This window comes from Ruegeria sp. THAF57 (assembly GCF_903914075.1).
GTDB lineage: Bacteria > Pseudomonadota > Alphaproteobacteria > Rhodobacterales > Rhodobacteraceae > Ruegeria.
Window position 1 is genome coordinate 98097 of the sequence record NZ_CAIWNQ010000006.1, and the last position, 24793, is coordinate 122889.

25 protein-coding genes are annotated in these 24793 nt (G+C 58.8%); 13 read left to right on the forward strand and 12 right to left on the reverse strand.

Annotated elements, in window-relative coordinates; translation table 11 throughout:
- Window positions 1-45 precede the first annotated feature (45 nt).
- Window positions 46-1374, reverse strand: coding sequence for an amidase (locus RUESEDTHA_RS15015; protein WP_180887574.1), 1329 nt, complete (start codon window positions 1372-1374; stop codon window positions 46-48).
- A gap of 53 nt (window positions 1375-1427) precedes the next feature.
- Here RUESEDTHA_RS15015 and RUESEDTHA_RS15020 point away from each other — a divergent pair, with 53 nt between their 5' ends.
- Window positions 1428-2690 (forward strand): FAD-dependent monooxygenase, encoded by a 1263-nt coding sequence (locus RUESEDTHA_RS15020; RefSeq protein ID WP_255431757.1) that lies wholly within the window; start codon window positions 1428-1430, stop codon window positions 2688-2690.
- On the opposite strand, the gene RUESEDTHA_RS15025 is transcribed toward RUESEDTHA_RS15020, so the two are convergent.
- The 4 genes from RUESEDTHA_RS15025 to RUESEDTHA_RS15040 form a co-directional block, all read right to left on the reverse strand.
- Complete coding sequence (locus RUESEDTHA_RS15025) at window positions 2687-2872, reverse strand: Trm112 family protein (protein WP_180887575.1); 186 nt, start codon at window positions 2870-2872, stop codon at window positions 2687-2689. The genes RUESEDTHA_RS15020 and RUESEDTHA_RS15025 overlap by 4 nt on opposite strands.
- The gene (locus tag RUESEDTHA_RS15030) at window positions 2869-3510 is read right to left on the reverse strand and encodes an LON peptidase substrate-binding domain-containing protein (RefSeq protein ID WP_180887576.1); all 642 of its coding nucleotides are present in this window, start codon (window positions 3508-3510) and stop codon (window positions 2869-2871) included. Before RUESEDTHA_RS15030 ends, RUESEDTHA_RS15025 begins: the two co-directional genes overlap by 4 nt.
- Window positions 3511-3537: 27 nt before the next feature.
- Entirely contained in the window at window positions 3538-4455 is a 918-nt protein-coding gene (locus RUESEDTHA_RS15035; RefSeq protein ID WP_180887577.1) for a co-chaperone YbbN, read from the reverse strand.
- 76 nt (window positions 4456-4531) lie between these two features.
- Window positions 4532-5320, reverse strand: coding sequence for an exodeoxyribonuclease III (locus RUESEDTHA_RS15040; RefSeq protein WP_180887578.1), 789 nt, complete (start codon window positions 5318-5320; stop codon window positions 4532-4534).
- A gap of 256 nt (window positions 5321-5576) precedes the next feature.
- Between RUESEDTHA_RS15040 and RUESEDTHA_RS15045 the strand changes: the two genes are divergently transcribed.
- Entirely contained in the window at window positions 5577-6518 is a 942-nt protein-coding gene (locus tag RUESEDTHA_RS15045; protein WP_180887579.1) for a hypothetical protein, read from the forward strand.
- A 278-nt stretch (window positions 6519-6796) separates the two neighbouring features.
- Here the strand turns inward: RUESEDTHA_RS15045 and RUESEDTHA_RS15050 are convergent, their stop codons facing one another.
- Window positions 6797-7483: a response regulator transcription factor gene (locus RUESEDTHA_RS15050; RefSeq protein ID WP_180887580.1), complete on the reverse strand. Its 687-nt coding sequence runs from the start codon at window positions 7481-7483 to the stop codon at window positions 6797-6799.
- A gap of 161 nt (window positions 7484-7644) precedes the next feature.
- On the opposite strand from RUESEDTHA_RS15050, the gene ribA reads away from it, so the two are divergent.
- Window positions 7645-8739, forward strand: coding sequence for a GTP cyclohydrolase II (gene ribA, locus RUESEDTHA_RS15055; RefSeq protein ID WP_171124457.1), 1095 nt, complete (start codon window positions 7645-7647; stop codon window positions 8737-8739).
- On the forward strand, window positions 8736-9236 hold the full coding sequence (locus tag RUESEDTHA_RS15060; RefSeq protein WP_180887581.1) for a L,D-transpeptidase: 501 nt from the start codon (window positions 8736-8738) through the stop codon (window positions 9234-9236). The genes ribA and RUESEDTHA_RS15060 overlap by 4 nt, the downstream gene beginning before the upstream one ends.
- Here the strand turns inward: RUESEDTHA_RS15060 and RUESEDTHA_RS15065 are convergent.
- Both RUESEDTHA_RS15065 and RUESEDTHA_RS15070 read right to left on the reverse strand, forming a co-directional pair.
- Entirely contained in the window at window positions 9220-9879 is a 660-nt protein-coding gene (locus RUESEDTHA_RS15065; protein WP_180887582.1) for a YggS family pyridoxal phosphate-dependent enzyme, read from the reverse strand. The two genes, RUESEDTHA_RS15060 and RUESEDTHA_RS15065, sit on opposite strands and share 17 nt — an antisense overlap.
- Window positions 9880-9979: 100 nt before the next feature.
- Window positions 9980-11014: a porin gene (locus RUESEDTHA_RS15070; protein WP_180887583.1), complete on the reverse strand. Its 1035-nt coding sequence runs from the start codon at window positions 11012-11014 to the stop codon at window positions 9980-9982.
- A 282-nt stretch (window positions 11015-11296) separates the two neighbouring features.
- Between RUESEDTHA_RS15070 and RUESEDTHA_RS15075 the strand changes: the two genes are divergently transcribed.
- The 4 genes from RUESEDTHA_RS15075 (at window position 11297) to holA (ending at window position 15895) form a co-directional block, all read left to right on the forward strand.
- Complete coding sequence (locus tag RUESEDTHA_RS15075; protein WP_171124687.1) at window positions 11297-11785, forward strand: DUF3576 domain-containing protein; 489 nt, start codon at window positions 11297-11299, stop codon at window positions 11783-11785.
- 72 nt (window positions 11786-11857) lie between these two features.
- Window positions 11858-14392, forward strand: a complete 2535-nt coding sequence (leuS, locus tag RUESEDTHA_RS15080; RefSeq protein WP_180887584.1) for a leucine--tRNA ligase — start codon at window positions 11858-11860, stop codon at window positions 14390-14392.
- Entirely contained in the window at window positions 14379-14870 is a 492-nt protein-coding gene (gene lptE, locus RUESEDTHA_RS15085) for an LPS assembly lipoprotein LptE (protein WP_180887585.1), read from the forward strand. The genes leuS and lptE overlap by 14 nt, the downstream gene beginning before the upstream one ends.
- Entirely contained in the window at window positions 14867-15895 is a 1029-nt protein-coding gene (gene holA / locus RUESEDTHA_RS15090) for a DNA polymerase III subunit delta (RefSeq protein ID WP_180887586.1), read from the forward strand. The genes lptE and holA overlap by 4 nt, the downstream gene beginning before the upstream one ends.
- Here the strand turns inward: holA and RUESEDTHA_RS15095 are convergent.
- The gene (locus tag RUESEDTHA_RS15095) at window positions 15892-17076 is read right to left on the reverse strand and encodes a TIGR03862 family flavoprotein (RefSeq protein ID WP_180887587.1); all 1185 of its coding nucleotides are present in this window, start codon (window positions 17074-17076) and stop codon (window positions 15892-15894) included. The genes holA and RUESEDTHA_RS15095 overlap by 4 nt on opposite strands.
- A gap of 48 nt (window positions 17077-17124) precedes the next feature.
- Between RUESEDTHA_RS15095 and RUESEDTHA_RS20905 the strand changes: the two genes are divergently transcribed.
- Window positions 17125-17421, forward strand: a complete 297-nt coding sequence (locus RUESEDTHA_RS20905) for an HNH endonuclease (RefSeq protein ID WP_255431759.1) — start codon at window positions 17125-17127, stop codon at window positions 17419-17421.
- Here the strand turns inward: RUESEDTHA_RS20905 and RUESEDTHA_RS15100 are convergent, their stop codons facing one another.
- From RUESEDTHA_RS15100 to RUESEDTHA_RS15110, 3 genes are read right to left on the reverse strand one after another with little or no spacing between them, the layout of a single operon-like run.
- The gene (locus tag RUESEDTHA_RS15100; RefSeq protein ID WP_180887588.1) at window positions 17422-18159 is read right to left on the reverse strand and encodes a VOC family protein; all 738 of its coding nucleotides are present in this window, start codon (window positions 18157-18159) and stop codon (window positions 17422-17424) included.
- Window positions 18156-18764, reverse strand: coding sequence for an enoyl-CoA hydratase/isomerase family protein (locus RUESEDTHA_RS15105; RefSeq protein WP_171211131.1), 609 nt, complete (start codon window positions 18762-18764; stop codon window positions 18156-18158). Before RUESEDTHA_RS15105 ends, RUESEDTHA_RS15100 begins: the two co-directional genes overlap by 4 nt.
- Complete coding sequence (locus RUESEDTHA_RS15110) at window positions 18761-19504, reverse strand: SDR family oxidoreductase (protein WP_180887589.1); 744 nt, start codon at window positions 19502-19504, stop codon at window positions 18761-18763. Before RUESEDTHA_RS15110 ends, RUESEDTHA_RS15105 begins: the two co-directional genes overlap by 4 nt.
- 139 nt (window positions 19505-19643) lie before the next feature.
- Between RUESEDTHA_RS15110 and RUESEDTHA_RS15115 the strand changes: the two genes are divergently transcribed.
- From RUESEDTHA_RS15115 to RUESEDTHA_RS15130, 4 genes are all read left to right on the forward strand, one after another.
- Window positions 19644-21167 (forward strand): DUF2125 domain-containing protein, encoded by a 1524-nt coding sequence (locus RUESEDTHA_RS15115; protein ID WP_180887590.1) that lies wholly within the window; start codon window positions 19644-19646, stop codon window positions 21165-21167.
- Between the two features lie 275 nt (window positions 21168-21442).
- Window positions 21443-22789, forward strand: coding sequence for a TldD/PmbA family protein (locus RUESEDTHA_RS15120; protein ID WP_180887591.1), 1347 nt, complete (start codon window positions 21443-21445; stop codon window positions 22787-22789).
- On the forward strand, window positions 22776-23576 hold the full coding sequence (locus tag RUESEDTHA_RS15125; protein WP_180887592.1) for a 3'(2'),5'-bisphosphate nucleotidase CysQ: 801 nt from the start codon (window positions 22776-22778) through the stop codon (window positions 23574-23576). The genes RUESEDTHA_RS15120 and RUESEDTHA_RS15125 overlap by 14 nt, the downstream gene beginning before the upstream one ends.
- Window positions 23573-24790 (forward strand): 3-deoxy-D-manno-octulosonic acid transferase, encoded by a 1218-nt coding sequence (locus RUESEDTHA_RS15130; RefSeq protein ID WP_180887593.1) that lies wholly within the window; start codon window positions 23573-23575, stop codon window positions 24788-24790. The genes RUESEDTHA_RS15125 and RUESEDTHA_RS15130 overlap by 4 nt, the downstream gene beginning before the upstream one ends.
- Window positions 24791-24793 lie beyond the last annotated feature (3 nt).

Genomic DNA, 24793 nt, shown 5'->3' on the forward strand with positions numbered 1-24793 from the left:
CGCTTCGTCCAGACAAAGCGGCGCCGAATCAGGGGATTGTGGCATTCACGCCAGAGCGGTTTCGACCGCCGCACCCACCCGCAAAAGCGCTTCTTCCGATCCCGGATACCCCATCATCATCAACCCGCACCCCGCCGTTCCCGTCGGAACGGTCAGCGCGGCCAATCCCATCAGATTGCCGATCCGGGTGTTGCGCAATGCCAGCAGGTTCTCGGTGACATAGTAGTCATGATCCGTCATCAGCCGCTCAAGATTTGGGGGAAAGATCGGCGCGGTTGGGGCCAGAACTGCGTCAAAACCGGCCGTCGCCGCATCCCATGCGGTCCGGCAGGCTTTCAACCGGGACCAGGCCGCAATGTAATCCGGCCCTGACACGTTCTTGCCCGCGCGGAACCGCTCCAGAATCTCTGGGTACATTGCATCGGGGTTGGCCTCGATCACGTCGCGCCACAGACCATATGCTTCGGTCGTATAGAGGACACCGGACAGGCTCATGGCGTCGTTCAGTTCGGGCACCTCCAGCGGGACAATCTCGGCTCCGGCCTCTCGCAAACGGTCCAGTGCAGATTCGTAAGCCGCGCCCGGGCCATCCCGCAGATCATCCTTGGCCACGTTCTGCAAATCGGCGAAACGGCGGCCCTGCAGCGTTGCACCCCGCAGGTCAGCGGGCGTGCCGCCTTCCAGCAGCGCCAGCAGATGGGCGGCGTCCTCGACAGAACGCGCCAATGGGCCAATCGTATCAAACCGCAAACACAAGGGCACAGTCCCCTCAAGCGTCACGCGCCCTGCAGTGGTCTTCAACCCGACAAGATTGTTCCAAGCCGAAGGAATACGGACCGACCCACCAGTGTCCGACCCAATACCGCCCGCAGCCAGCCCCCACGCGACAGATGCCGCAGCACCCGAGGATGACCCGCCCGGCACCGCGTCCACATCGTCGATACAGGGCGGCGTCCCGGTGATCGGGTTCAGACCCAGCCCGGAAAAGGCCAGTTCGCTCATATGGGTCTTTCCCAGACAAACCGCCCCCATTGCCGTTGCATTTCTGACAACAACCGCATCCCGGTCAGGGACGCGCCCTTTCAAAAGGGCTGATCCGGCCTCGGTCTCTGTACCAGCGGTATCAAACAAGTCTTTCCAACTGATTGGCACACCATCTAGCAGGGACCGGCGCAAGCCCAGTTTGACCCGCACGCGCGCAGCTTCGGCCTCGGCGCGGGCGCGTGTTTCGGTAACGCGGGCATAAATGCGGTCCCGGTGGGGGTGCGCGGTGATGGCGGACAGGTAGGTTTCGGTCAATTCAACAGGGTCGATCTGGCCCATTCCAATGCCTCGGCCCAGATCACACGCGGTCATGGTCAACCAATCCTGCATTCCTACCCCCTTGGAAAAAGTCGCTTTGGGCGACGGTAGCGACAGGACCGCATATGGACAATCCCGAAAGGGCGCGCATATTGCACGGCATGGAACACAAGCCCGATATCCTGATCGTTGGTGGCGGTCTGAACGGCCCCGCATTGGCACTAGCATTGGCTCAGACGGGGCATACCGTCACGATCATCGACGCCTTGGCCGAGAAAGTTCGGAAAAACGCCGCCTTCGACGGGCGTGCCTATGCGCTTGCGCTGGCCTCTCAGCGCTTGCTGCAAACGATTGGTGTGTGGGACCGGGTCGCCGACCACGCCCAGCCGATGCTTGAGATCAAGGTCACGGACGGGCACGCAGGGACCGGGCCATCACCCTTCTTCATGCATTTCGATCACGCCGAGATCGAAGAAGGCCCAATGGGATACATGGTCGAGGATCGCCATCTGCGCCGCGCCTTTTTGGATGCGATGGACGCGGACAGCAACATCACGCAGATCAGTGGCCGAACAGTCATTGCACAGGATCACGACGCAACGGACGTCACCCTAACTCTGGATGACGGCTCGACCCTGACAGGCGGCCTGCTTGTAGGGTGCGATGGTCGCCGCAGCGGTACGGCTGCACGTGCAGGCATCAAGCGCAGCGGATGGGATTACGGCCAGACTGCTCTGGTCTGCGCCATCGAACATGACCTGCCCCATCACGGTGTCGCGCATCAGTTCTTCATGCCGCCCGGTCCGCTTGCGATCCTGCCATTGACCGGCAACCGCAGTTCAATTGTCTGGAGCGAACGGACCGACGCCGCAAAACGCATCAATGCCCTGCCCGAAGCGGATTATATGCAGATCCTGCGGCCCCGCTTTGGTGATTTCCTTGGTGATATCAAACTGGCTGGGGACCGGTTCACTTATCCTTTGAACCTCACGATCGCGAACGCCTTCATTGGTGAACGAATGGCCCTTGTCGGAGATGCAGCACACGGTATGCACCCGATTGCCGGTCAGGGGCTTAATGCCGGGTTACGTGACGTGGGTGCGCTGGCCGAGGTGCTGACCCTGGCCGGACGGCGCGGCGAGGATATCGGATCGGTTCTGGTGCTGGAGCGCTATCAGGAATGGCGGCGCTTTGACACGGCGTCGCTGGCCATGGCGACGGATGTGTTCAACAAGCTGTTTTCAAATGACAACCCCCTGTTGCGCGTTGGGCGCGACATCGGGATGGGGATTGTCGGGTCGCTTCCGGCCCTGCGGCGGGGCTTCGTGCGCGAGGCCGCCGGACTGACCGGGGACCTGCCAAAACTGCTTCAAGGGCGCGCGATTTAATCCAGTTGCCGCGCCTCGTCGACCAGCATCACCGGAATGCCGTTGCGGATCGGAAATGCCAGCCCCGCAGCCTTTGAAACCAGTTCCTGCTTTTCCGCATCATAGTGCAGGGTTGTCTGCGTCTGCGGGCAAATCATCGCCTCAAGCATACGACGGTCAAAGGCGTGTTCAGGCGTGGTCATTGCAGCTTTTCCTCGCTCGATCCGCCGCGCATGGCGAATTCGATCAGTGTTACCAAAGTTTCGCGACGGGTACGCAGACAGGGCGCTTCTAGCAAGGCCTGTTTTTCCTCGGGCTCAAAGTCCAGCAGCATGGAAAGCGAGTTGACCAGCAGTTCATCATCCGCGTCCTTCAACGAATCCCAGTCGGTCGATAGCTGCCGGGACGAAAAAAACCGCTCCAGCAACGTCAGAAAGTTTGTGCGGTTGAACCCGTCATCCTGTTCGGCCCGGCCAAGGTCGCGGTCAAACCCATCCCAGGACACCTGACAGCGGCGGTAAGGGGTAAAGGCGTCCAGCTCGGACTTGACGCGAAAGCGCGAAATCCCGGTCAGCGTAATCAGGTAACGGCCATCTTCGGTTTCCGAAAACTGTGTCACCCTCCCCGCGCAGCCGATCTGATGCAGCTTGTCATCGTCGCTTTGGCAGGGATTTGGCTGCACCATTCCGATCAAACGCTCGGGCGTTTTCAGGGCGTCGTCCAACATCTGCAGATAGCGCGGCTCGAAAATGTGCAGCGGCAGGCGCGAGCGGGGCAACAGCAGCGCCCCAGGCAAAGGAAAGACGGAAACCGTTTCCGGCAGATCAGCGGGATGCATCATGTACCCCAGTGTAGCTCTGATCAGAGATTAGGCAAATATCATCGAGCTGAGTTTGCGCCGCCCGTTCAGAACAATCGGGTCGTTTGGCTTGAGCGCATCGAAGATCGTGAACAACTGCGCCTTGGCTGCGCCGTCGTTCCATTCGCGATCCCGTCGGAACAGTTCAAGCAACTGGCTTACGGCCTCTTCCACGTCACCATTGGCGTGCAAGGCCTGCGCCAAGTCGAACCGGGCCTGGTGGTTGTCCGCGTCAGCCTGAACTGCCGCAGTCAGTTCGGCCACGGGACCCGCATCTGCGGCTTGTTTGGCCAATTCCAGTTGCGCATGCGCGGCCTCCACTTCGGCAGAGGTGGAAATTTCGGCAGGGGCACCGTTCAAAATGGCCTCGGCCTGTTCCAGATCGCCGGCTGCGATATGGGCGCGCACCAGACCACCATACGCCGCCGCATGGTTCGGATCTTCGCCCAGAATGGCGGCAAAGGTCTGCGCCGCGTCCGCAGCTGCGCCTTCGGACAGCATTTCTTCGGCCGCTTGAACAGCGTCATCCAATTGCCCGCCCGGGCTTTCGCCCCCTGCCGCTTCGATAACACGATCGACAAATGCCTTGATCTCCGACCCCGGCAATGCGCCTTGAAACCCGTCAACCGGCTGACCCTTGAAAAAGGCATAGACGGTCGGAATAGACTGGATACGCATTTGCGAGGCGATCATCTGCGCCTCGTCCACGTTGATCTTGACCATTTTCACCGCGCCCTTGGCGGTGGTCACAGCGTCTTCCAGCAGAGGTCCCAGAGTTTTGCACGGCCCGCACCATGGCGCCCAGAAATCCACGATGATCGGAATTTCCTGCGAAGCCTCTACGACGTCGGCCATAAACGTGGCCTCGGACCCGTCCTTGATCAGATCCGCTGTATCGGGGCTGGCTGCGCTGTTCAGAAGGTCCATGACACTCACTCTTTCGTTCGAACTTGCGCCCTATATGCAACCGCATAGGGCAGAAACCAAGGGTTGAATTGCAGAATTAAAGGTCGAAAGTGGCAAAGACCGGAGCGTGGTCGCTGGGCTTTTCCCATCCGCGTGCATCGCGCAGGACGCGGCTAGAATGCCCCGCGTTCGAGATATCGGGCGTAGCCCAGACGTGATCCAGCCGCCGCCCCTTATCGGCCGCATCCCAATCGCGCGCACGGTAAGACCACCAGCTGTAAAGCTGCCCCTCGGGGATATCCTGGCGTGTGACATCGACCCATCCGCCTGCATCCTGCGTCTCGGCCAGCGCTTCGACCTCGATCGGGGTGTGCGAAACGACCTTAAGCAGTTGCTTGTGCGACCACACATCGTCTTCGCGCGGGGCGATGTTCAGGTCGCCAACCAGAATCGATTTCTCGGGCTTTTCTGCGCGGAACCAGTCGCGCATGTCGGCGAGATAATCGAGCTTCTGTCCGAATTTCTCGTTCACCTCGCGGTCGGGCACATCGCCACCTGCAGGGACATAGAAGTTCTGGATGGTCACGCCGTTTTCCAGCCGTGCCGCGATGTGGCGGGCATGGCCAAGACCAGCGAAATCCTTGTCGCCCACTTCCTCCATTGGGATACGCGACAGGATCGCAACGCCATTATAGCCCTTCTGCCCACGCGCAACCATGTGGGTATAGCCCAGTTCAGCAAAACCTTCAGTCGGAATTTTCTCGACCGGCGATTTACACTCCTGCAGGCACAGCACATCGGGGGCTTCGTCGCGCAGCAATTTCAGCACGATAGGCTCGCGCAGACGGACCGAGTTGATGTTCCAGGTGGCAAGGGTAAAGGGCATAGGGGAATCCTCTGTCGCGGGTTGGGCGGAGGTTAGCGTGCGTTGGGATTGGGCGCCATGGGGAAAGAGACTGCAAGTCTATTCTGCGGACAATACAGTCGCTCATAGATGGCGCAATACTTGGGCTTTCAGCACGATCGGTATCCATTTGTTCAAATCTTTTGGTTGTTCCGCAGCTCTCTAATGTCGCTTTGGTCGATAGGAAGTCTCGGTTAAGAATTTAAATCGCAAGCAACATAGCGCGGAGGTACATTGAATGCCCAAAGGCATCTCGAAGCGGTTTATCTTAGGCGGTTTGGGTGCCGTGGTTGCGCTTATTGCCGTAGCTTTCACGTGGTTTTTTCTTTACGGACCAGGTGTTTGGACCGATAACATATCCAATCGCGACCTCTCTGACACGACCGTAGATGCTGGCCTGCCAAGAGAGGCGAACGGTCAATCCGCTGAACTCCTTTCGGCCTTTCACGGGCTCGATGCATTGCCTCGCGTCTCGAATGTGATTTGCAGAGGTTCAGAGGGTAATACCGGAATGCCTGTGATCTTCTCGACTGAGATAGACATTTCGACGATGCAGGCGGGGGATTTTCGGGTCACGACCCAATCAGGAGCAATTGGGACAATGCACTGCGCGTCAGTCCTGCCAGCCACAGACCCTGGTGAGTTGCGCACGGTTCTTTTGATAGGACAATTGGGACCCGCAGACAGCGACCCGCCTGTCAGAGTTGACATCATCGGCCATTTGCATTCGATCGATGGGACCATAGACTTTCGGGGAGCCAGTGCGCCGGTGATACCCCTCGAAGACGGTCCATCAATAACCCTGGCTGAAGTCGTGGACGACTGGACACAAGTTGGTACGCTGGGGCCTCGCCGTGTCAGAGGCAGTCTTTGTCCGACAAAAGGAATCGTGCAGGCAGTCCGTGTCACGTGGGAGGGCGGCGTGACATTGGAAGACGGCACCGAACCGGGCGAGGCAGAGCGCGACCTTTACACGATCACCGTCACCGCAGCCGACGGTACCCGGCGCGACATAAATCCAGCTGCGCTGGCCAACTTAGGTGACGGAGACAACAATCACGTGCTCTGCATGGACACGAGCGACATGCCAGTCTCGGTGTCTTTTCCCGCAAGCGTTCTGACTGACCCGAATGGCGATCTGAACCCGGCGACAAGGGCTGACGTTTCAACGCTGCGATGACCACTAGTAGACCGCGATTTGGGCTTTGTGGCCTGCAGCTTTGGGGTTCATAAAAGCGAATACTGGATATGACTCGTATGATCATTTCTGCCGGCAGGAGGAAGAAACCGCTTTGGGCTCAAGGCAGACACCCATCCCCAACACTCCACGAAAAAAGCCGGGCCAAAGGCCCGGCAGTCCAACAGGGAGGTACATGTCATTACCCGGACATGCACGGGTTGGGAGTAACCTAAATATATCTCCAGAGTATCACTTTGATCTGCATCATTCCATCAAAGTTACGACACAAGACGATATCCGCCCGACTCTGTGACCAAAAGGCGCGCGTTTGAGGGGTCGGGCTCGATCTTCTGGCGCAGGCGGTAGATGTGGGTTTCCAGCGTATGCGTTGTGACACCGGCATTGTATCCCCAGACCTCGTGCAGCAGCACATCACGCGCGACCACACCGTCGGCCGAGCGGTAGAGGAACTTGAGAATATTCGTCTCTTTCTCGGTCAGCCTGATTTTCCGGTCTTCTTCAGTGATCAGCATCTTCATCGCAGGCTTGAAGGTATAGGGCCCCAGAACAAAGACCGCGTCTTCGGACTGTTCGTGCTGGCGCAGTTGGGCACGGATACGGGCCAGAAGGACCGGGAATTTGAACGGCTTAGGGACATAGTCGTTGGCACCGGCATCAAGGCCCAGAATGGTGTCTGCGTCGCTATCGTGCCCCGTCAGCATCAGGATCGGGCTTTTGACACCCTGCTTGCGCATCAGGCGGCACAGTTCACGACCATCGGTATCCGGAAGGCCGACATCCAGAATAACCAGATCGTAGATCGCTTCGCGGGCGCGCTCCATGGCGGACTGCCCGTCGGACGCTTCGAACACGTCAAAGTCTTCGGTCATCACAAGTTGCTCACTCAGAGCTTCGCGAAGATCTTCGTCGTCGTCCACCAGCAGGATTTTCTTAAGCTGTGCCATATCTGGTCCTCCTAAGCCTTTTCCACCACTTGCGCGTCAAAGATGCAATCAACAAGGTTTGCTGCAATCGTCTCACGCCCTCGTGTCTGATGATGAGGAAATGTTTCACATTTCCGTCCGATCAGGCTACAGGAAGAGCAAATCGTTACAGGGTAACATAAATGAGTCTCATCCCGGATATCTCGGAACTGCTGGCACGCGCGCGTGCGGACCTGCGTATGGGTGTGCCTGTCATCCTGACAGATGACAGCGGCTTCAGCGTTCTTGCAATCGCGTCTGAAACACTAAGCGCCCAACGGCTTGCGGATTTGCGCGGGCTGGGCGGTGAACCGGTCGTCGCCATTACCGTGCGCCGGGCAGAAACGCTCAGGGCGCGAGCCTATGATGGGGACTTGGCACGGGTGATTATTCCAGCCGATGCGGATATCGGTTGGGTTCAAGCGGTCGCCGACCCGTCCGATGATCTGAACGCTCCGATGAAAGGCCCCCTGATGACACAACGTCAGGGCAGCTCCAGCCTGCATCGTATCGCCATTGCCCTGACCAAATCCGCGCGGTTGCTTCCCGCAGCCGTAGTTGTTCCCATTGATGACGGGCGCGCCTTTGCCAGCGCACATGGCCTCACCTGCATTGATCACACCCGGGCAGCACCGCATCTGGCAGACCGCAGCATCCTAAACGAAGTGGTAGCCGCGCGCCTGCCCATGGAGGTGTCCGAGGCCGGGCGGCTTCATGTCTTTCGCCCCGAAGATGGCGGCGAGGAACATTATGCTATCGAAATCGGACGCCCCGACCGCAGCAAACCCGTTTTGGCCCGTTTACACTCGGCCTGTTTTACGGGCGATCTCATGGGGAGCCTGAAATGCGATTGCGGCCCGCAGCTTCGCGGTGCCCTGGCCCAGATGGGAACGGAAGGGGCCGGGGTGCTGTTGTATCTGAACCAAGAAGGGCGCGGTATCGGGCTAGCCAACAAGATGCGTGCCTATTTCCTTCAAGATCAGGGCTTCGACACGGTCGAGGCCAACCATCGGCTGGGATTCGAGGATGACGAACGGGATTTTCGTTTGGGTTCCGATATCCTGAAATCTCTGGGGTTCAGTGCTGTCCGATTGCTGACCAACAATCCGGCCAAGATCGCAATGATGGAAAAAACGGGAATCGCCGTCACGGAACGCGTTCCGTTGAAGGTCGGGGAAACGGCCCATAATCGCGGGTATCTGGCGACCAAGGCGGAAAAATCGGGTCATCTGCTTTGACCCCTTCTGATCTTGTGCTCACACCGCGCGGCGTCCGGTTTGCCGGGCGTATGTTTCCCTGTTCGATCGGCAAGGGTGGGCTGAGCAACACCAAGTGTGAGGGCGACGGCGCAACCCCGACCGGAGTTCACCGTATCGTGGGTATGCTTTTCCGGCCCGACCGGATCACGGCGCCGACCCCTTGGGCCATCCCGATTGGGCCGTGGGACCTGTGGTCGGATGACAGCGGGGATGAGCGCTATAACCAGTTTGTCAACGCGCCCTACCCGTTCAGCCATGAAAAGCTGCGTCGGGCGGATCCCTTATACGATCTGGTTCTGCTTACCGATTGGAATTGGCCAAATGCTGTTCCGGGAAAAGGTTCGGCAATTTTTCTGCATCAGTGGAGAAGACCGGGCTATCCCACCGAAGGCTGCGTTGCGTTTCGAAGGAAACACCTTCATTGGATCGCCGGAAGGATAACACCCGATACGCGGCTGATTATTCCTGCGGTTTGACACGCTCGCCAAAGATCGCTGATCCGACACGCACATGGGTTGCGCCCAATGCGATGGCCTTTTCAAAATCACCACTCATTCCCATGGACAGCCCCGTTAGCCCGTTCCGGTCTGCGATTTTGGCAAGCAGCGCAAAATGCAGCGCGGGTTCTTCCTCGACCGGAGGGATACACATCAACCCGGCCAATGGCAGGTCCAGATCACGGCATTCGGCGATGAATGCATCTGCCTCGGCAGGCATGACACCGGCCTTCTGATCCTCTTCCCCGGTATTCACTTGTATGAACAGGTCGGGACAGGCTCCGATCTCTTGCGCCAGACGCGCCAGCGTTCTGGCGAGCTTGGGACGATCGACCGAATGTATGGTGCTGAACAACTCCATGGCCTGACGCGCCTTGTTCGTCTGGAGCGGTCCGATCAGATGCAGATCAATATCAGAATAGTCCCGCATGAAGTCAGGCCATTTGCCCATGGCCTCTTGCACCCTGTTTTCACCGAAACAGCGGTGCCCCTCATCCAGAACACCGCGAACGCGTTCGTTCGGCTGAACCTTGGACACTGCAATCAGCTTAACAGACCCGTTTAGTCGCCCGGCAGCGGTTTCAGCTTTTTGGATACGAGTGGCGATATCATGCAGCGACATGGGGATCCTCAATTGGTTTGAGGCAGCAAAACACCATGTCAGCCCAAAAGAAAAGGGCAGGTCCGAAGACCTGCCCTTAAACCTTGCGGTTCAGATCAACTTAGAAGTTGAACTGAGCACCGAAGTCAGCACGGATGGTGCTGTCTGCGCTACCGACTTTGGTGTCGCCGATACCACCGCGCAGCGATGCACCGCCACCCAGGTCGTAGATTGCGCCGATACCATACTGACGGGTGTCACCGTCAGCCGAACCGTCACCGTAAGCGGCGGTCAGGGTCAGAGCCGAACCAACGTTGTAAGCTGCCGACAGACCGTAGAAGGTGTCGTCGGTTGCTTCACCAGCCGAGTTCACAGGTGTGTCGCCTTCGTCACCAACAAACAGGGTGCCCGAGAAGTCGCCCCATTCACCACCCAGGGTGAAGACCAGCAGGTCAGGGTCATCGCCGAACGAACCCGCGTCGGTCTGACCATAGGCCAGAGCTGCGGTGATGTTGTTGAAGGTGTAGGTCGCGCTGATGTCCCAGCGGTCTGCATCTTCAGGAACGCCGCCCAGAGCAACGGTTGCCTGGTCATACGATGCGCCGAATGCGAAGTCGCCAACTGCGTACTGGAAGAACACGGCGTTCGAACCCGAACCGGTCGACGAGTAACCCAGGAAGCTGTAGTCAACGCCCGAGTACTGGCCGATGAAGTTTTCCAGGCCCGGCTCGTTACCGTAGTAGTTTGCCAAGTTGTCGAATGCACCTGCAACGTTGCCCGCGTCAACACGCAGACCACCGTAGATGACCGAGAAGCGTGCGCCGTTCAGGCCGGCTGCGTTTGCTTCACCGTTGCCGGCGTTTTCGTCAGCCTGCAGACGAACACGAGCCGAGAACTCAACGCCGCCATCGGTTTCAACGACGCCGTCGATGTTCAGACGGAAGCGCGAGATCAGGATGGTGTTGTCGGTGTCGACAGTGGTGGTACCAGCACCGGTGATTGCACCGCTTGCGGTGGTGGTGAAGTTCGCAACCGAACCGGTGCGGTCTTCTTGGTATCCAATACCAAAGCGGCCGTAACCGCTAAAGCGTACGTCGGCCGCTGCAACACTTGCGGTTGCGATCAGAGCGGTCGATGCGAAGAGAACTTTTTTCATCTTGTTTCCCTCGGTTTCAAAGTTTTTCTACTCGACACATGCCTCAGCACATGTCTCAGCACGGGAACCGTTTCGCTCTTTTTGCCCCCTTCGCGCAAGCACGGCATAATTGGACGGCCTGCATTGGCAACAGATTGGTGCAAGGATGCCACAGTCCGTTTTGAGCCTTAAAGCATCGGCAATACCGCTTATTTGTTACAATAAGAGGGTTGTTGCCGCACTGGACCTTGTCTAGGAGTATCACTGAACGAACGAGACCAAGTGAAACAGGACCAGTCGACGATGCGCCTGCAGACGATTATCGGTTTGATCATAGTGGCTGCCGCAGTGTCGGCCTGCGGACAGAATCGAGGGGCCGCGCCGAACCCTGATCTGCTTAATACAGACAGCGGCCGATCAAGCGAACGCGAACTGAACGATCCCAACCGTTCGACCATCTGGGATGTCTTCGACACCAGAAACGCAGAGCAGGTTACAAATGTGAACCGCTATCTGTGGGCGGCGTCGCTGGATGTATTGAATTTCCTGCCCGTGCAAGAGGTCGACCCATTTACTGGCATAATTGTAACGGGTTACGGGACACCTCCGGGTGGCGGACGCTCGTATCGGGCGACGGTTCATATCAGCGACCCGGCTCTGGCGGCGCGCTCTTTGTCGGTGGCATTGCAGTCCAGCGGCGGCGCACCGGTCAGCGCCGCAACTACACGCGCGGTCGAGGATGCCATCCTGTCCCGCGCCCGTCAGTTGCGCATTGCGGACAACAAGCTCTAGCAACCCGCCGAAAACCACAATATTACCACGCCGGGTTCATTCCCGGCGTTTTCATTCATGAAGGACCGCACGATGTCGCGCTACTCGGCCAACGAAATCGAAGCTAAATGGCAAGAGGCCTGGGACAAGGCCGGGATCTTCACCGCCAACCACAAGGCGGATAAGCCGAAATATTACGTGCTTGAGATGTTCCCCTACCCGTCTGGCCGAATCCATATGGGCCATGTGCGTAATTACACGATGGGCGACGTGATCGCGCGGCACAAACTGGCAACCGGCCACAACGTGCTGCACCCGATGGGCTGGGACGCGTTTGGGATGCCTGCGGAAAACGCGGCGATGGCTATTGGCGGCCACCCCAAAGACTGGACCTATGGCAATATCGCCGACATGCGCGGGCAGATGAAGCCGCTGGGCCTGTCGATCGACTGGTCGCGCGAATTCGCCACCTGTGACCCGGAATATTACGGCCAGCAGCAGGCGCTGTTCCTCGATATGCTCGAGGCTGGCCTGGTTTACCGCAAGAACGCCGTGGTGAACTGGGATCCGGTCGATATGACCGTTCTGGCCAATGAACAGGTCGAAAACGGCCGCGGCTGGCGCTCGGGTGCTCTGGTCGAGCGCCGTGAACTGACGCAATGGTTCTTCAAAATTTCCGACTATTCCGAGGGATTGCTGGACGCGTTGGATACGCTGGACAACTGGCCTGCCAAAGTCCGCCTGATGCAGGAAAACTGGATCGGCAAGTCGCGCGGCCTTCAGTTCGGCTTTGAACGCACTGATGGCGGCGAGCCGATCACCGTCTACACGACCCGCCCTGATACGCTGATGGGGGCGTCTTTCGTCGGTATCTCACCCGACCACCCGATCGCCAAACAGCTTGAGGCGGAAAACCCAGAAGTTGCTGAATTTGTTGCGGAATGCCGCAAGGGTGGCACCACGGAAGAGGCCATCGAAACCGCCGAAAAGCTGGGCTATGACACCGGCATCAAGGTCAAGCATCCGCTGGACCCGAATTGGGAACTGCCGGTTTGGATCGCCAATTTCATCCTGATGGATTATGGCACCGGCGCGATCTTTGCCTGCCCGGCGCATGACCAACGCGACCTTGATTTCTGCCGTAAGTACGGCCTGCCTGTGATCGATACATTCTTTGCGCTGGACGATGACACCCCGGTCGACAAGGTGGCCTTCGTACCGCCGAAAACCGAAAAAGTCCGCTGGGTGAATCACTTCGCCGGTCTGACCGAGGCGACAGGCGACGAAGCCATCAACACCACCGTCGATTTCGCCGAAAAGGTCGGTTGGGGCGAAGGTGTAACCAAATACCGCCTGCGCGATTGGGGCCTCAGCCGCCAGCGCTATTGGGGCTGCCCGATTCCCGTTGTGCATTGCGACACATGCGGCGTGGTGCCCGAGAAGAAAGAGAATCTGCCGGTTCGCCTGCCCGACGATGTGACTTTCGACAAACCCGGCAACCCGCTGGACCGTCACCCGACCTGGCGCGACTGTGTTTGCCCGTCCTGTGGCGCGCCTGCTAAGCGCGAGACCGACACGATGGATACCTTCGTCGATTCGTCATGGTATTTCGCCCGGTTCACCGCTCCGCGCGCCGAAACGCCCACCGATCTGGCCGAAGCCGAATACTGGATGAATGTCGACCAGTATATCGGTGGTATCGAGCACGCGATTCTGCACCTGCTTTATTCCCGCTTCTTTGCGCGGGCGATGCAAATCACCGGCCACCTGCCGAAAAAAGCCATCGAACCATTTGATGCGCTGTTCACCCAAGGCATGGTGACGCATGAGATCTACCAGACTCGCAACGCCAATGGCCGCCCGGTCTATCACCTGCCCGAGGACGTGACCGACGGCAAACTGGCCGACGGCACCGAGGTTGAGATCATCCCCTCGGCCAAGATGTCGAAATCCAAGAAGAACGTGGTGGATCCGGTCAGCATCATCTCGGCTTTTGGTGCAGATACCGCGCGCTGGTTCGTTTTGTCCGATTCGCCGCCGGAGCGTGACGTTGAGTGGACAGCATCAGGGGCCGAGGCCGCGTTCAAGCACCTCAGCCGCGTGCATCGTATCGCTTCCGAAATCGCCGAATCTGACGCTCCGGCCAATGCCGAGGATGAAACCCTGCTGCGCGAAATGCACAAGGCCATCCACGATGTATCAGGCGGGGTCGAATCCTTCGGCTTCAACGCGTCCATCGCCAAGCTTTATGCCTTTACCAACACGTTGGCCAAGTCCAAGGCAGGCTCTGACGCCAAGCGTCAGGCCGCCAAGACGCTGGCGCAGTTGATGTCCCCTATGACACCGCACCTGTCCGAAGAGCTCTGGCAATTGCTGGGCGGCGAGGGCTTGGTGGCGACCGCCCCGTGGCCTGTCGCGGATGAGGCGATGCTGGTTGATGATACCGTCACCCTGCCGATCCAGATCAACGGCAAACGCCGCGCGGAAATCAGCGTTCCTAAGGATATGGACAAAGCCGAGGTTGAAAAAATCGCGCTCAGCACCGAAGCTGTGCAAAAGGCGCTGGATGGCAATGCGCCGAAGAAGGTGATTGTTGTCCCAGGCCGGATCGTGAATGTCGTTGTTTGACCGCAGAACCCTGTTAATGCTGCCGCTGGCGCTAGCCGCCTGCGGTTTTGAACCCGTTTACGCCCCCGGCGGATCAGGCGATGCCCTGAACGGAAAGGTCCAGGTTTCCGCCCCAAATGATGTTGAAAGCTATTTGCTGGTTCAAAATCTGGAACAACGGCTGGGTCGCAGTTCCGGCTCAGTCAAAGACTACCAACTGGATGTAAATCTGGTCACCCAGACGCGGCGCGCGGCCATCCGGACCACCAACGAAACCGACCGTTATACGATTGAGGGCCGTGCCAGATTTGCCCTTAAGTCGAATCAAACAGGTCAGGTTATGACATCTGGAACGGTTTCGGACTTTGTCGGGTATTCGGCAGCGGGTTCGACAGTGTCGACCCTTGCGGATGAGCGCGACGCCACTGACCGGTTGATGGTCATTCTCTCTGATCAGATTGTCAGCCGCCTTTACGCGGCGCCGGGCCTGACACAATGAAACTCAGCCCGCGCGAGGCCGAGGGCTATTTCGCTAAACCGGACGCGGACAAGACCGGTCTGCTGATCTACGGGGCCGACGCCATGCGCGTGGCGCTAAAGCGCCAGCAGGTTCTTGCGGCGCTGTTGGGCCCCAATGCCGAAGAAGAGATGCGCCTGACCCGTCTGCCAGGGGCCGACTTGCGCGCGGACCCCGCCGCGCTTTTAGATGCGGTAAAGGCAGTTGGCTTCTTTCCCGGACCGCGCGCTGTTCTGGTCGAAGACGCAACAGATGCAGCAGCGCCAGCGATTCTGGCGGCGCTGGAGGATTGGCGTCCCGGTGATGCGCAGGTGGTCGTCACCGCAGGGCAGCTCAAAGTCAGTTCAAAAATGCGCAAGGCGTTCGAGGCCCATCCCGCGGCCTTTGCGACCGGAATTTACGATGATCCGCCCTCGCGCAACGAGATTGAGCGGGTCCTGACGCAGGCCGGTTTGAAGAATATCCCTCGGGATTCTATGTCGGCCCTGACCGAGTTGGCTACCGGCATCAGCCCCGGCGATTTCTCTCAAACCATTGAAAAGCTGTCGCTTTACAAGTCCGGCGACGCAACTGAACTGACGATCGAAGATATCGAAGCTTGCGCCCCGCGCTCGACCGAGACCGCATTGGATGATGTTCTCAACGTCGTTGCCGAGGGTCGCGCCGGAGAGATTGGTCCGCTGATCCGAAGGTTGCAATCGCAGGGCACCGATGCGGTCGCGTTGTGTATCGGGGCCACTCGGCATTTCCGCACGTTATATGCATGTGCCTCAGATCCTGGTGGTGCGGCGCAGGGGATCGGCAAGATGCGCCCGCCAATCTATGGAAAGCGCCGGGATCGAATTGTACGACAAGCGCAAGGTTGGGGTGCCGCGAAATTGCAGACGGCCCTGACCGTTCTGACAGATACGGACCTGACATTGCGATCCGCAGGCCAGACGGCCCCGGCAATGGCGCTTGTTGAACGGGCGATGATCCGTCTGGCAATGCTTGCACGGCCGCGTTAGCGCCCGGTTTCCAGCCAAACGCAAGCTCTGCGACCTGCCCAACGCCCGGTTGCCAGACATGCCGTTAGCAAATATCCCCCGGTCGGGGCCTCCCAATCCAGCATTTCACCAGCACAAAAAACCCCCGGCAAAGACGTAAGCATAAGTCTGTCATCTACAGCCGCTTTGGCAACGCCCCCAGCGGTCGAGATCGCCTCGTCCATGGGGCGCAGACCGGCGTGATGAACGGGTAAGAATTTGATATAATGAATCAAATTATCTGACGCAAGAACCTCACTCTTTGTCACTTCGTGGAACAGAGCAACTTTTTGAGGGGACAGTCGCAGCGATTTCTTCAGCCACTGCGACACGGTTGCCTTGGGCTTTTTGGTGGATAGACGTTCCGTCAGGACAGACGTTTCCAAGTCAGGTGTAAGATCAACATGCAACGAAGCACCTTGGCGCAAGGCGGGGGTCAGTGAATACAATCCTCCGCCCTCTAGCCCATTGGCGGAAATTGTGGCTTCGCCTCGGCTGGTGACGTCCCCGGCCAGCCATTGAACCGATTTCAGGGCCGCGCCAAAATGAGGGCGCATGTGATGGCTCCAATCCACCGAAAGGGCCGAATTCGCCGGTTCGAACGGGGCAATTGGAACCCCTTTGGCCGCCAGAATTTGTGCCCATTGCCCGTCAGAGCCCAACCGTGCCCAACTTGCGCCGCCCAGTGCCAGAATCGTTGCATCCGCGTTTACACTTTGTTTGCCGTCAGGTGTTTCGAAGACCAGAGCTTCGTCCTCCCATCCGATCCACCGCCAGCGCGTTTTGATCTCAACGCCAGCCGACCCGAGCCGACCCAGCCATGCGCGCAGCAAGGGGGAGGCTTTCATCGCAGTTGGAAATACGCGCCCAGTGGACCCGGTAAACACCTCCTGCCCCAGATCACGGGCCCAGTCCTGAACATGGGTTGCGTCAAATTCGGCCACAATAGGACGCAGCCACAGGGTAGCAGGACCAAAGGATTGCATCAGGTCTTCGAATGGCTCATCCTTGGTCAGATTCAATCCCGACTTCCCGGCCATCAGGAATTTGCGCGCGACCGATGGTTTGGCCTCGGCCACCAAAACGTCGTGACCGGCCGCCGCAAGCTCTTGCGCAGCCATCAGGCCAGCGGGCCCTGCCCCGATCACCACTGCCTGTGCCATTCCTGTCCTATTGCCTTCTGCCGAATCCAACGCAACTCTTACCAAGTCATGCCGGAAATTGATCCAATCTGCCCACTTTGCGACCGTCCGATCCCGGATGGGGACGGCAGCCTGCACCATCTGATCCCAAAACTCAAAGGGGGCAAGGGCGGGCCCACCGTTTTACTGCACGTGATTTGCCATAAGGAAGTCCACGCAACCCTGACCGAGGGCCAGTTGGCGCGCGAGTTCAATACGGTAGAGGCTTTGCGTGCGCATCCAAGGTTGGAAAAATTCTTGAATTGGGTTCGCAAGCGCCCGCCCAGTTTTCGCTCGAAAGTGCCGGGCCGCAGGCGCCCGCGTTGATCAACCAGGCCAAACTTGATCCCCGAAGGCGTCCCTTACCGGGGACGAAAGCCCGCTGATCTCAAGCCCGCGATAGTCCGGGGAAGGCGCGAAAGTTCCACCGGAAGCGTGCTGAAACTCCAGCGTGGTATACGGCCTTTTCCACAGCCATTCCCGGTTTTCGACAGCCCATAAATCCGCATTTGGGGGCGTTTCATCCGTGAACGCATAGAAATGCAGGTCAAACCCGTATTGCGCAACATCCTGCATCGACAACAAGCGCATCCCCTGCGCGCGGCAAAATGCATCCTCGGCAGCGATATCGCCCGTGCGCAGCGTGATCTGACCAAGGCACGCTTTTGCAAATGGGTGTGACGAAGTGGCCGCATTTTCAGGCCGATTACCTTCAAAATCCCACTGTAACAGTTCGATCACGAACCCCTCGGGATCTTTGAGGTGGCACATGTAACCAATATCCAGAAATTGCTTCGGATCCGAAACCTCCACCCCCTTGTGACGCAGGAAGGTCGCCGCCAGGTCCACATCGGGAAGGGTTATTCCGATCTTCCAATATCGTTGCCCCTGATCGTGGCTGTATTTGCCGCCACCCGGCATCATGACCACGTCGGCGTCAGGGCCGCCATAGCCGACACGCTGGCATACGCCCTGAGCTTGAGCCGTCATGCCTAGAACATCGCTGTAAAATACCGACAATCGTTCCGGATCAGAAACGCGCAACCGAAGTCCAGATAACCTCATTCGCACAGCCTTGCGATACCCTGCGCGATTCTGGGATCGGCCTGCACACTGTCGGCAACCAGCTCATGCGCCGTTTGCATCAGCAGGTCAGGTTCTACAACGCGATCCACCAGACCAAAGGAATACGCCTCATCCGCGGTGATCTTTTGTCCCGCCATCAAAATCATCTTGGTGCGTGCCGGGCCGATCAATGCCGCCATACGCTTTGGGTCCGAAGGTTGCGGCAGAAATCCAAGCTTCATCACCGGGTAAAAGAACTTGGCCGATGGCACCGCAATACGCAGATCGCAGGCCAGAACCATACCATTGGCACCACCGGCCAATGTGCCGTTCAGTGCAGCGACCGTCAGGCATGGCAAAGCTGCGATGGCTCCTGACAAACGCTCCCACAGGTCCGAGGTCGCAAGGCCCGCGCGGGCTTCGTCCAGATCGGCACCGGCGCTGAATACCTTGCCTGCACCGGTCAGGATCAGGGCGCGAGCCTCAGTCGCGTTTTCCGCAATTTCACACAGTTCGGCCAGCATCGCCCCGGTCAATGCATTGGCCTTGCCCGGGTTGTTCAGAGTGACAGTCCACAACCCGTCAGTCTTGGTCAGTTGAATCACGTCAGCCCCACCCTTTGCCGAATGTCTTCGCGCCTTAACGAAATTTCAGTTCCCAGAAACTCATCCGCATCCTTTGAACACATCCAAAGCAACGCACGGGCAGGCCAATCAGCCGGGATATGATCGCTCCAATCAAGTTGGCTTACCGCGTTGATGCCGCTTGCCTTGATGACGCGCTGCATATCGGTGGCGACGGTTCCGGGCGACAACCCCATCGCGCGGATGCCATGGATGGCTTCTTCAAGATGCAAGCACTCAGTCAGCATCTTCGCCCCCGCTTTCGAGGCGCAATAATGGCTCCACGCCTCGATGGGGTTTGATGCCGCGCCCGAGGATACGGTCAGCACAGTGCCGCCACCGGCCGCACGCATCACGGGCAGTGCCGCGCGCATTCCGTAAAAGACCCCCTTCAGGTTGATGTCGATCGCACTGCTCCACGCTGCGACATCGGCGCTGGACATGTGAAAGATCGGGTCAATAACACCGGCATTCCCGATCAAAACGTCCAATCCGCCAAACCGGTCCACGCAATCAGCAACGGCTTGTTCTACCTGAGAAAAATCGCTCACGTCGCATTGCAGCGCCATTGCGTTATCGCCCAGCGCTTCGGCCAGGGTTGCAATTTGATCGCGGCTGCGCGCGACCAGAGCGACGTTTGCCCCGGCTGCGGCAAAAACACGCCCAGCCTCGGCCCCGATGCCGCGGCTTGCCCCTGTGATCAGTACGGTTTTCCCTTGCATATGAACCCTGTACCTCCGTTGTTTTTAAATTGTGTGAACCTCTACCGTGCGAAGGGGGAAAGGGTCCACCCCTTGCCCCTTGACGCCCGCCGCCACAGACACGACGATGCGCGCAAGATTTATCAAGAAGGGTTCTGTAATGTCCGTTTTTCTTCGCCGTAGCTGCGGCGCAGTATTTGCCTATGCCATTGTGACTCAGGGCGCGCTGGCCGATTTGACCGCGCAGGATGTCTGGAACGACTGGCAGTCCTATCTTACCCAGATGGGATATACCGTGTCCGGCGAACAATCCGTAGACGGAAACGTGACGAGCGTCAGCGACATGAGCATCGCAATGGCTCTGCCAGAGGAAGACGCGACATTCCAGATGCTGGTTCCGCAGATGACCCTTACCGAAAACGGGGACGGGACTGTCAGCATCGGTTTCCCCGAAAGCTTCCCCATGACCGTTTCGGGCGAGGGTGAGGGCGAGACTTTCTCGGCCAATATTCTCTACACCCATAACGGTCTTGAAATGGTTGTATCCGGGGCGCCCGAAGATATGACCTATGACTATTCCGCAGCCTCGCTTGGCATCAAGCTGGATGGTGTGGATGTCAACGGTGAAGAAATGCCCGGCGATATCCTTGGCGCCAATATGGAAATGAACGACCTGACCGGCAGCTCGCGGATGAAGGTTGGCGAAAACCGTAGCGTTGATCAGACGTTCAAGGCCGCTGGACTGACCTATGGTCTGGTATTCGAAGATCCTGAAAGCGACGAAACCGCAAAGATCGACGGCAACCTGAGCCAGCTTGATTTTGAAGGCACCAGCGTGATCCCATCCGATTTTGACATGTCGGACCCGCAAGCCTTTTACGACGCCGGGTTCGAGTTTTCGGGCCTGTTCACATACGGCTCTGGCACGACCGCGATGGCCGGCACCAGTGACGGCGAGGCGTTCTCGATGGGCAGCGAGTCCGAGGGCGGTCGCTTTGCCGCAAGCTTTAACGCACAGCGGCTGGCCTATGACGTTGAACAAAACAGCGCAAAACTGGCCGTGACAACTGCTGACCTTCCTTTCCCGATCGAAATAGCGATGGCCAATGCCGGGCTGAAATTCGAGTTTCCCATTCAGCAGTCCGAAGAAATCCAGCCCTTTGGATTTGCCATCAACATGACCGATTTCACCATGTCCGACGTGCTGTGGAGCATGTTTGATCCGGCGGGCGCACTTCCGCGCGATCCGGCCACGATTTCGATTGATACGTCGGGCACGGCCAAGGTCTTGACCAACTTCTTCGATCCCGAAGCCGTAGAATCGCTGGAATTCGCCGAAGATGCACCGGGCGAACTGCACTCTCTCAAGATCAACGAACTGCTGATCTCGCTGGTCGGGGCAAAGCTGACGGGTACGGGCGACTTTACCTTCGACAACAGCAACACCGAAGAACTAGGCGGATTGCCTAACCCGACAGGGGCTGCAAACCTGACGCTGACTGGCGCGAATACACTGATCGACAAACTGATCGGCATGGGCCTGATATCGGACAGCGACGCACTGGGCGCACGGATGATGATGGGTTTGATGGCTGTTCCCGGCGAAGAGCCCGATACGCTGAACTCGAAAATCGAGTTTACCGAAGACGGGCATATCGTGGCCAACGGTCAACGCCTCAAGTAACCATTAAAGAGAGAAGGCCAACCGGCCTTCTCTCGACCCATGTGCCGGGCCGTCGGATCAGATTGACGGACGATGGCAAAGGCCCGACCCGGCAGGCCGATTTCCATAGTTTCAGGCAATGTGCCGTAATCAGCGACCCTTGGAGCTTCGTCGAAAACCTCTCCAGGGGTCAATTTGCACCATAGTTTGAATTCCGGATTCGCCCTTGCCCGGCTTCAGGTCTTGCGAGCAGCGCGGTGCAACGCTAGGTCCAATATATACAGACCGGAGACCTCATGACCCGAACACCTGAAGACATCAGCCAAGACCTGTTGGAAACGGCCCTAAAAGCCGGGGCCGAAGCAGCAGATACCATCGTACTTGACGGATCATCGGTCTCGGTCGAGGTCCGTGGCGGGGCGCTGGAACATGCGGAACGGTCGGAAGGTACCGATTTGGGGCTGCGCGTTTTTCTTGGGAAACGCCAAGCTATTGTTTCCAGCTCGGACAGCCGTCCGGAAACCCTGAAGGCCATGGCCGAACGCGCCGTTGCCATGGCGCGTGAAGCACCCGATGACCCCTACACAGGCCTTGCCCAATCTGACCAGCTTGCAACGGATTGGGACATTGAGGCACTGGAACTTTTTGACCCTACCGCTGAACCTTCTGCCGAGGACCTGATGCAGGACGCACTGGCGGCCGAGGCAGCGGCGCTTTCTGTTCAGGGCGTTACTCAAGTTTCTGACGCGGCCGCCTCATACGGGACGCATCGCGTCCATCTGGCCGCCACAAACGGGTTTTCAGGCGGCTATGTGCGCAGCAGCCGATCCACATCCTGCGTTGCAATCTCGGGCGAAGGCACCGGGATGGAGCGTGATTACGACGGCGACAGCCGCACGTTCCAGTCAGACCTGCGCAGCCCGGCTGATATCGGCCACAGTGCCGGAGAACGTGCCATGCAACAGCTCGGCGCCCGCCAACCCGCAACAGGGACTTATCCGGTTCTGTTTGATGAGCGCATTTCGTCATCGCTGATTGGTCATCTTCTGGGGGCCAGCAACGGCGCGGCCATCGCACGTGGCGCATCCTGGCTATCGGATTGTCTGGGTAAGCAGGTACTGCCCGACCACCTGTCGCTGATCGAAGACCCGCACCGCCCGCGTATTTCGGGTTCGCGCCCCTTCGATGCCGAAGGTTTGCCCACCCGACGCAGGGCCATCGTTGAAAACGGCACGCTAACCGGCTGGACCCTTGACCTGTCCAGTGCGCGCAAGCTTGATATGGCTTCAACCGGAAACGCCGCGCGGGGCGTGTCCGGCCCACCATCGCCCAGCAACTGGAACCTGAGCCTGACACAAGGCGATCAAAGCCGGGCGGAATTGCTGCGCGACATGGGCACAGGGTTGCTTGTAACTTCGATGATCGGATCGACGATCAACCCGAACACGGGTGACTATTCCCGCGGTGCATCCGGTTTCTGGGTCGAAAATGGCGAGATTGCCTTTCCGGTCAACGAATGCACCATCGCAGGCAACCTGCGCGATATGCTCAAACGGATCATTCCGGCAAACGACGCGCGGACATACCTGTCCCGTGTGGTTCCGTCCTTGCTGATCGAAGGAATGACACTTGCCGGCAACTGACCTGCCTCTGCTGATTGATGCCGCACTGGAGGCCGGAAAGATTGCCACGCGCTACACGGGCAGTTCTGCGCGGCGGTGGGACAAACCGGATGGCGCAGGACCGGTCACCGAGGCGGATCTGGCCGTCAACGCGATGCTCGAACGGGATCTTCCCGCCGCCCGGCCCGATTACGGTTGGCTCAGCGAAGAGACCGAGGATTCGGAGGACCGGTTGAGCAAATCCCGCGTGTTCATCATCGACCCGATTGACGGCACACGCAGTTTTGCCGAAGGATCGCGCACATGGGCGCATTCTCTGGCCATTGCCGAAGATGGCAAGGTGACGGCGGCGGTGATCTACCTGCCGCGTCGCGATTTGCTGTATGCGGCCACCAAGGGACAAGGCGCGACGCTGAACGGCGCGCCAATACGGGTATCTGGCGTCACTGATTTACAGTCCGCAGAGATACTGGCTGCGAAACCCAATCTAGACGCACGCCATTGGCTGCACGGTCACCCGCCTGAGTTCCTTCGCAATTACCGGCCTTCGCTCGCCTATCGTCTGGCGCTTGTGGCTCAGGGCCGGTTCGACGGAATGCTGACGCTTCGCCCCAGTTGGGAATGGGATATCGCCGCCGGAGACCTGATCATTCGTGAGGCGGGCGGGGTATGCTCGGACCGTTCAGGACAGCCGCTGCGGTTCAACAACCCCCATCCCCGGCTAACAGGTGTGATAGCGGCTGGCACTGCCGTTCACGATCAGCTTTTCGAGCAGCTTGACCCGCGGGGCTCGGGGATCACCCCATGAGCAAGCCGCGCTCACTCAGCCTTGCTGCGTATCGCATCCTGTCCTGGGGCGTGCCCAACGCGACAGACGATCCCTATATTCCCCGACCGGATGGTGAGGTGATCTGGATCCACGTCGGAGCACAGGACCGGCAACGCGCGGCCGTCGACTTTTGCCAGCGGTTGCGGCAATCCCGTCCTACACTTTCGATCATCATGTCCGCGCCGCCCGAGGCAGATCTTTCCAGATGGGATGCCTGCCCGCATCCGTTGGTTAATCTGCCTGCGGAACAGACCGGTGCGGCCCGCGCTTTTCTGGACCATTGGCGCCCGGATATCGGGCTTTGGATCGGCGGTGGGCTTATGCCCAACCTGATCACCCGCGCATCCGAGCGGGATATTCCCCTGATCCTGATCGAGGCTGAAGTCGACATCAAAGTCGCACGCGGTGGGCGCTGGCTGCCGGACATCACCCGATATACGTTTGACTGTTTCCACACGATCCTTGCGACCACACCGGACGTCGTGCGCCATATTCGTCGTTTGGGTGTATCCTCGTCCAAGGCCGAGGTCTCTCCACCCCTGCATGTCAGCCCCAACCCACGCCCTTGGCCGGAAGACGAGTTGATCGAGATGACGCATGCCTTTTCGGGCCGACCGGTCTGGCTGGCGGCATGGGTTCAGGACAAAGAGTTCATCTCGGTCCTCAGCGCGCATCGTCAGGCCATGCGGATGCTGCCCCGACTGGCACTTGTCCTTCACGTCGCCGATATTTCCGAAGCCGGTCCGTTGCACAGACGCCTGGAATCCATGGACCTGCGCTGTATCAACTGGGACGATGGCGGAACCATCGAAGACAACACTCAGGTCGTCCTGTCGGCAGAGCCTGAAGATCTGGGTCTTTGGCAACGTGTCTCACCTGTGACCTTCATGGCCAGTTCTCTGGAACGCGGCGCGGGCGGTCAGGATCCGCTGATCGCGACCGCACTTGGCTCTGCCGTCATTCACGGCCCATTTGTGCATCGCCATCAGCAACTGTACGATCAATTGGACCGGGCAAATGCGGCACGAACCGTAAAATCCGCGACTGAACTTGGCGATGCCGTTGTCTCTCTTCTGGCCCCCGATTGCGCAGCGGACATGGCCTTGGCCGGATGGCAGATCGTGACCGAAGGCGCACCCCAGGCAGATCACCTGATCGACATCGTGCAGGATTGTCTGGATCAGCGGAGTTGAGTT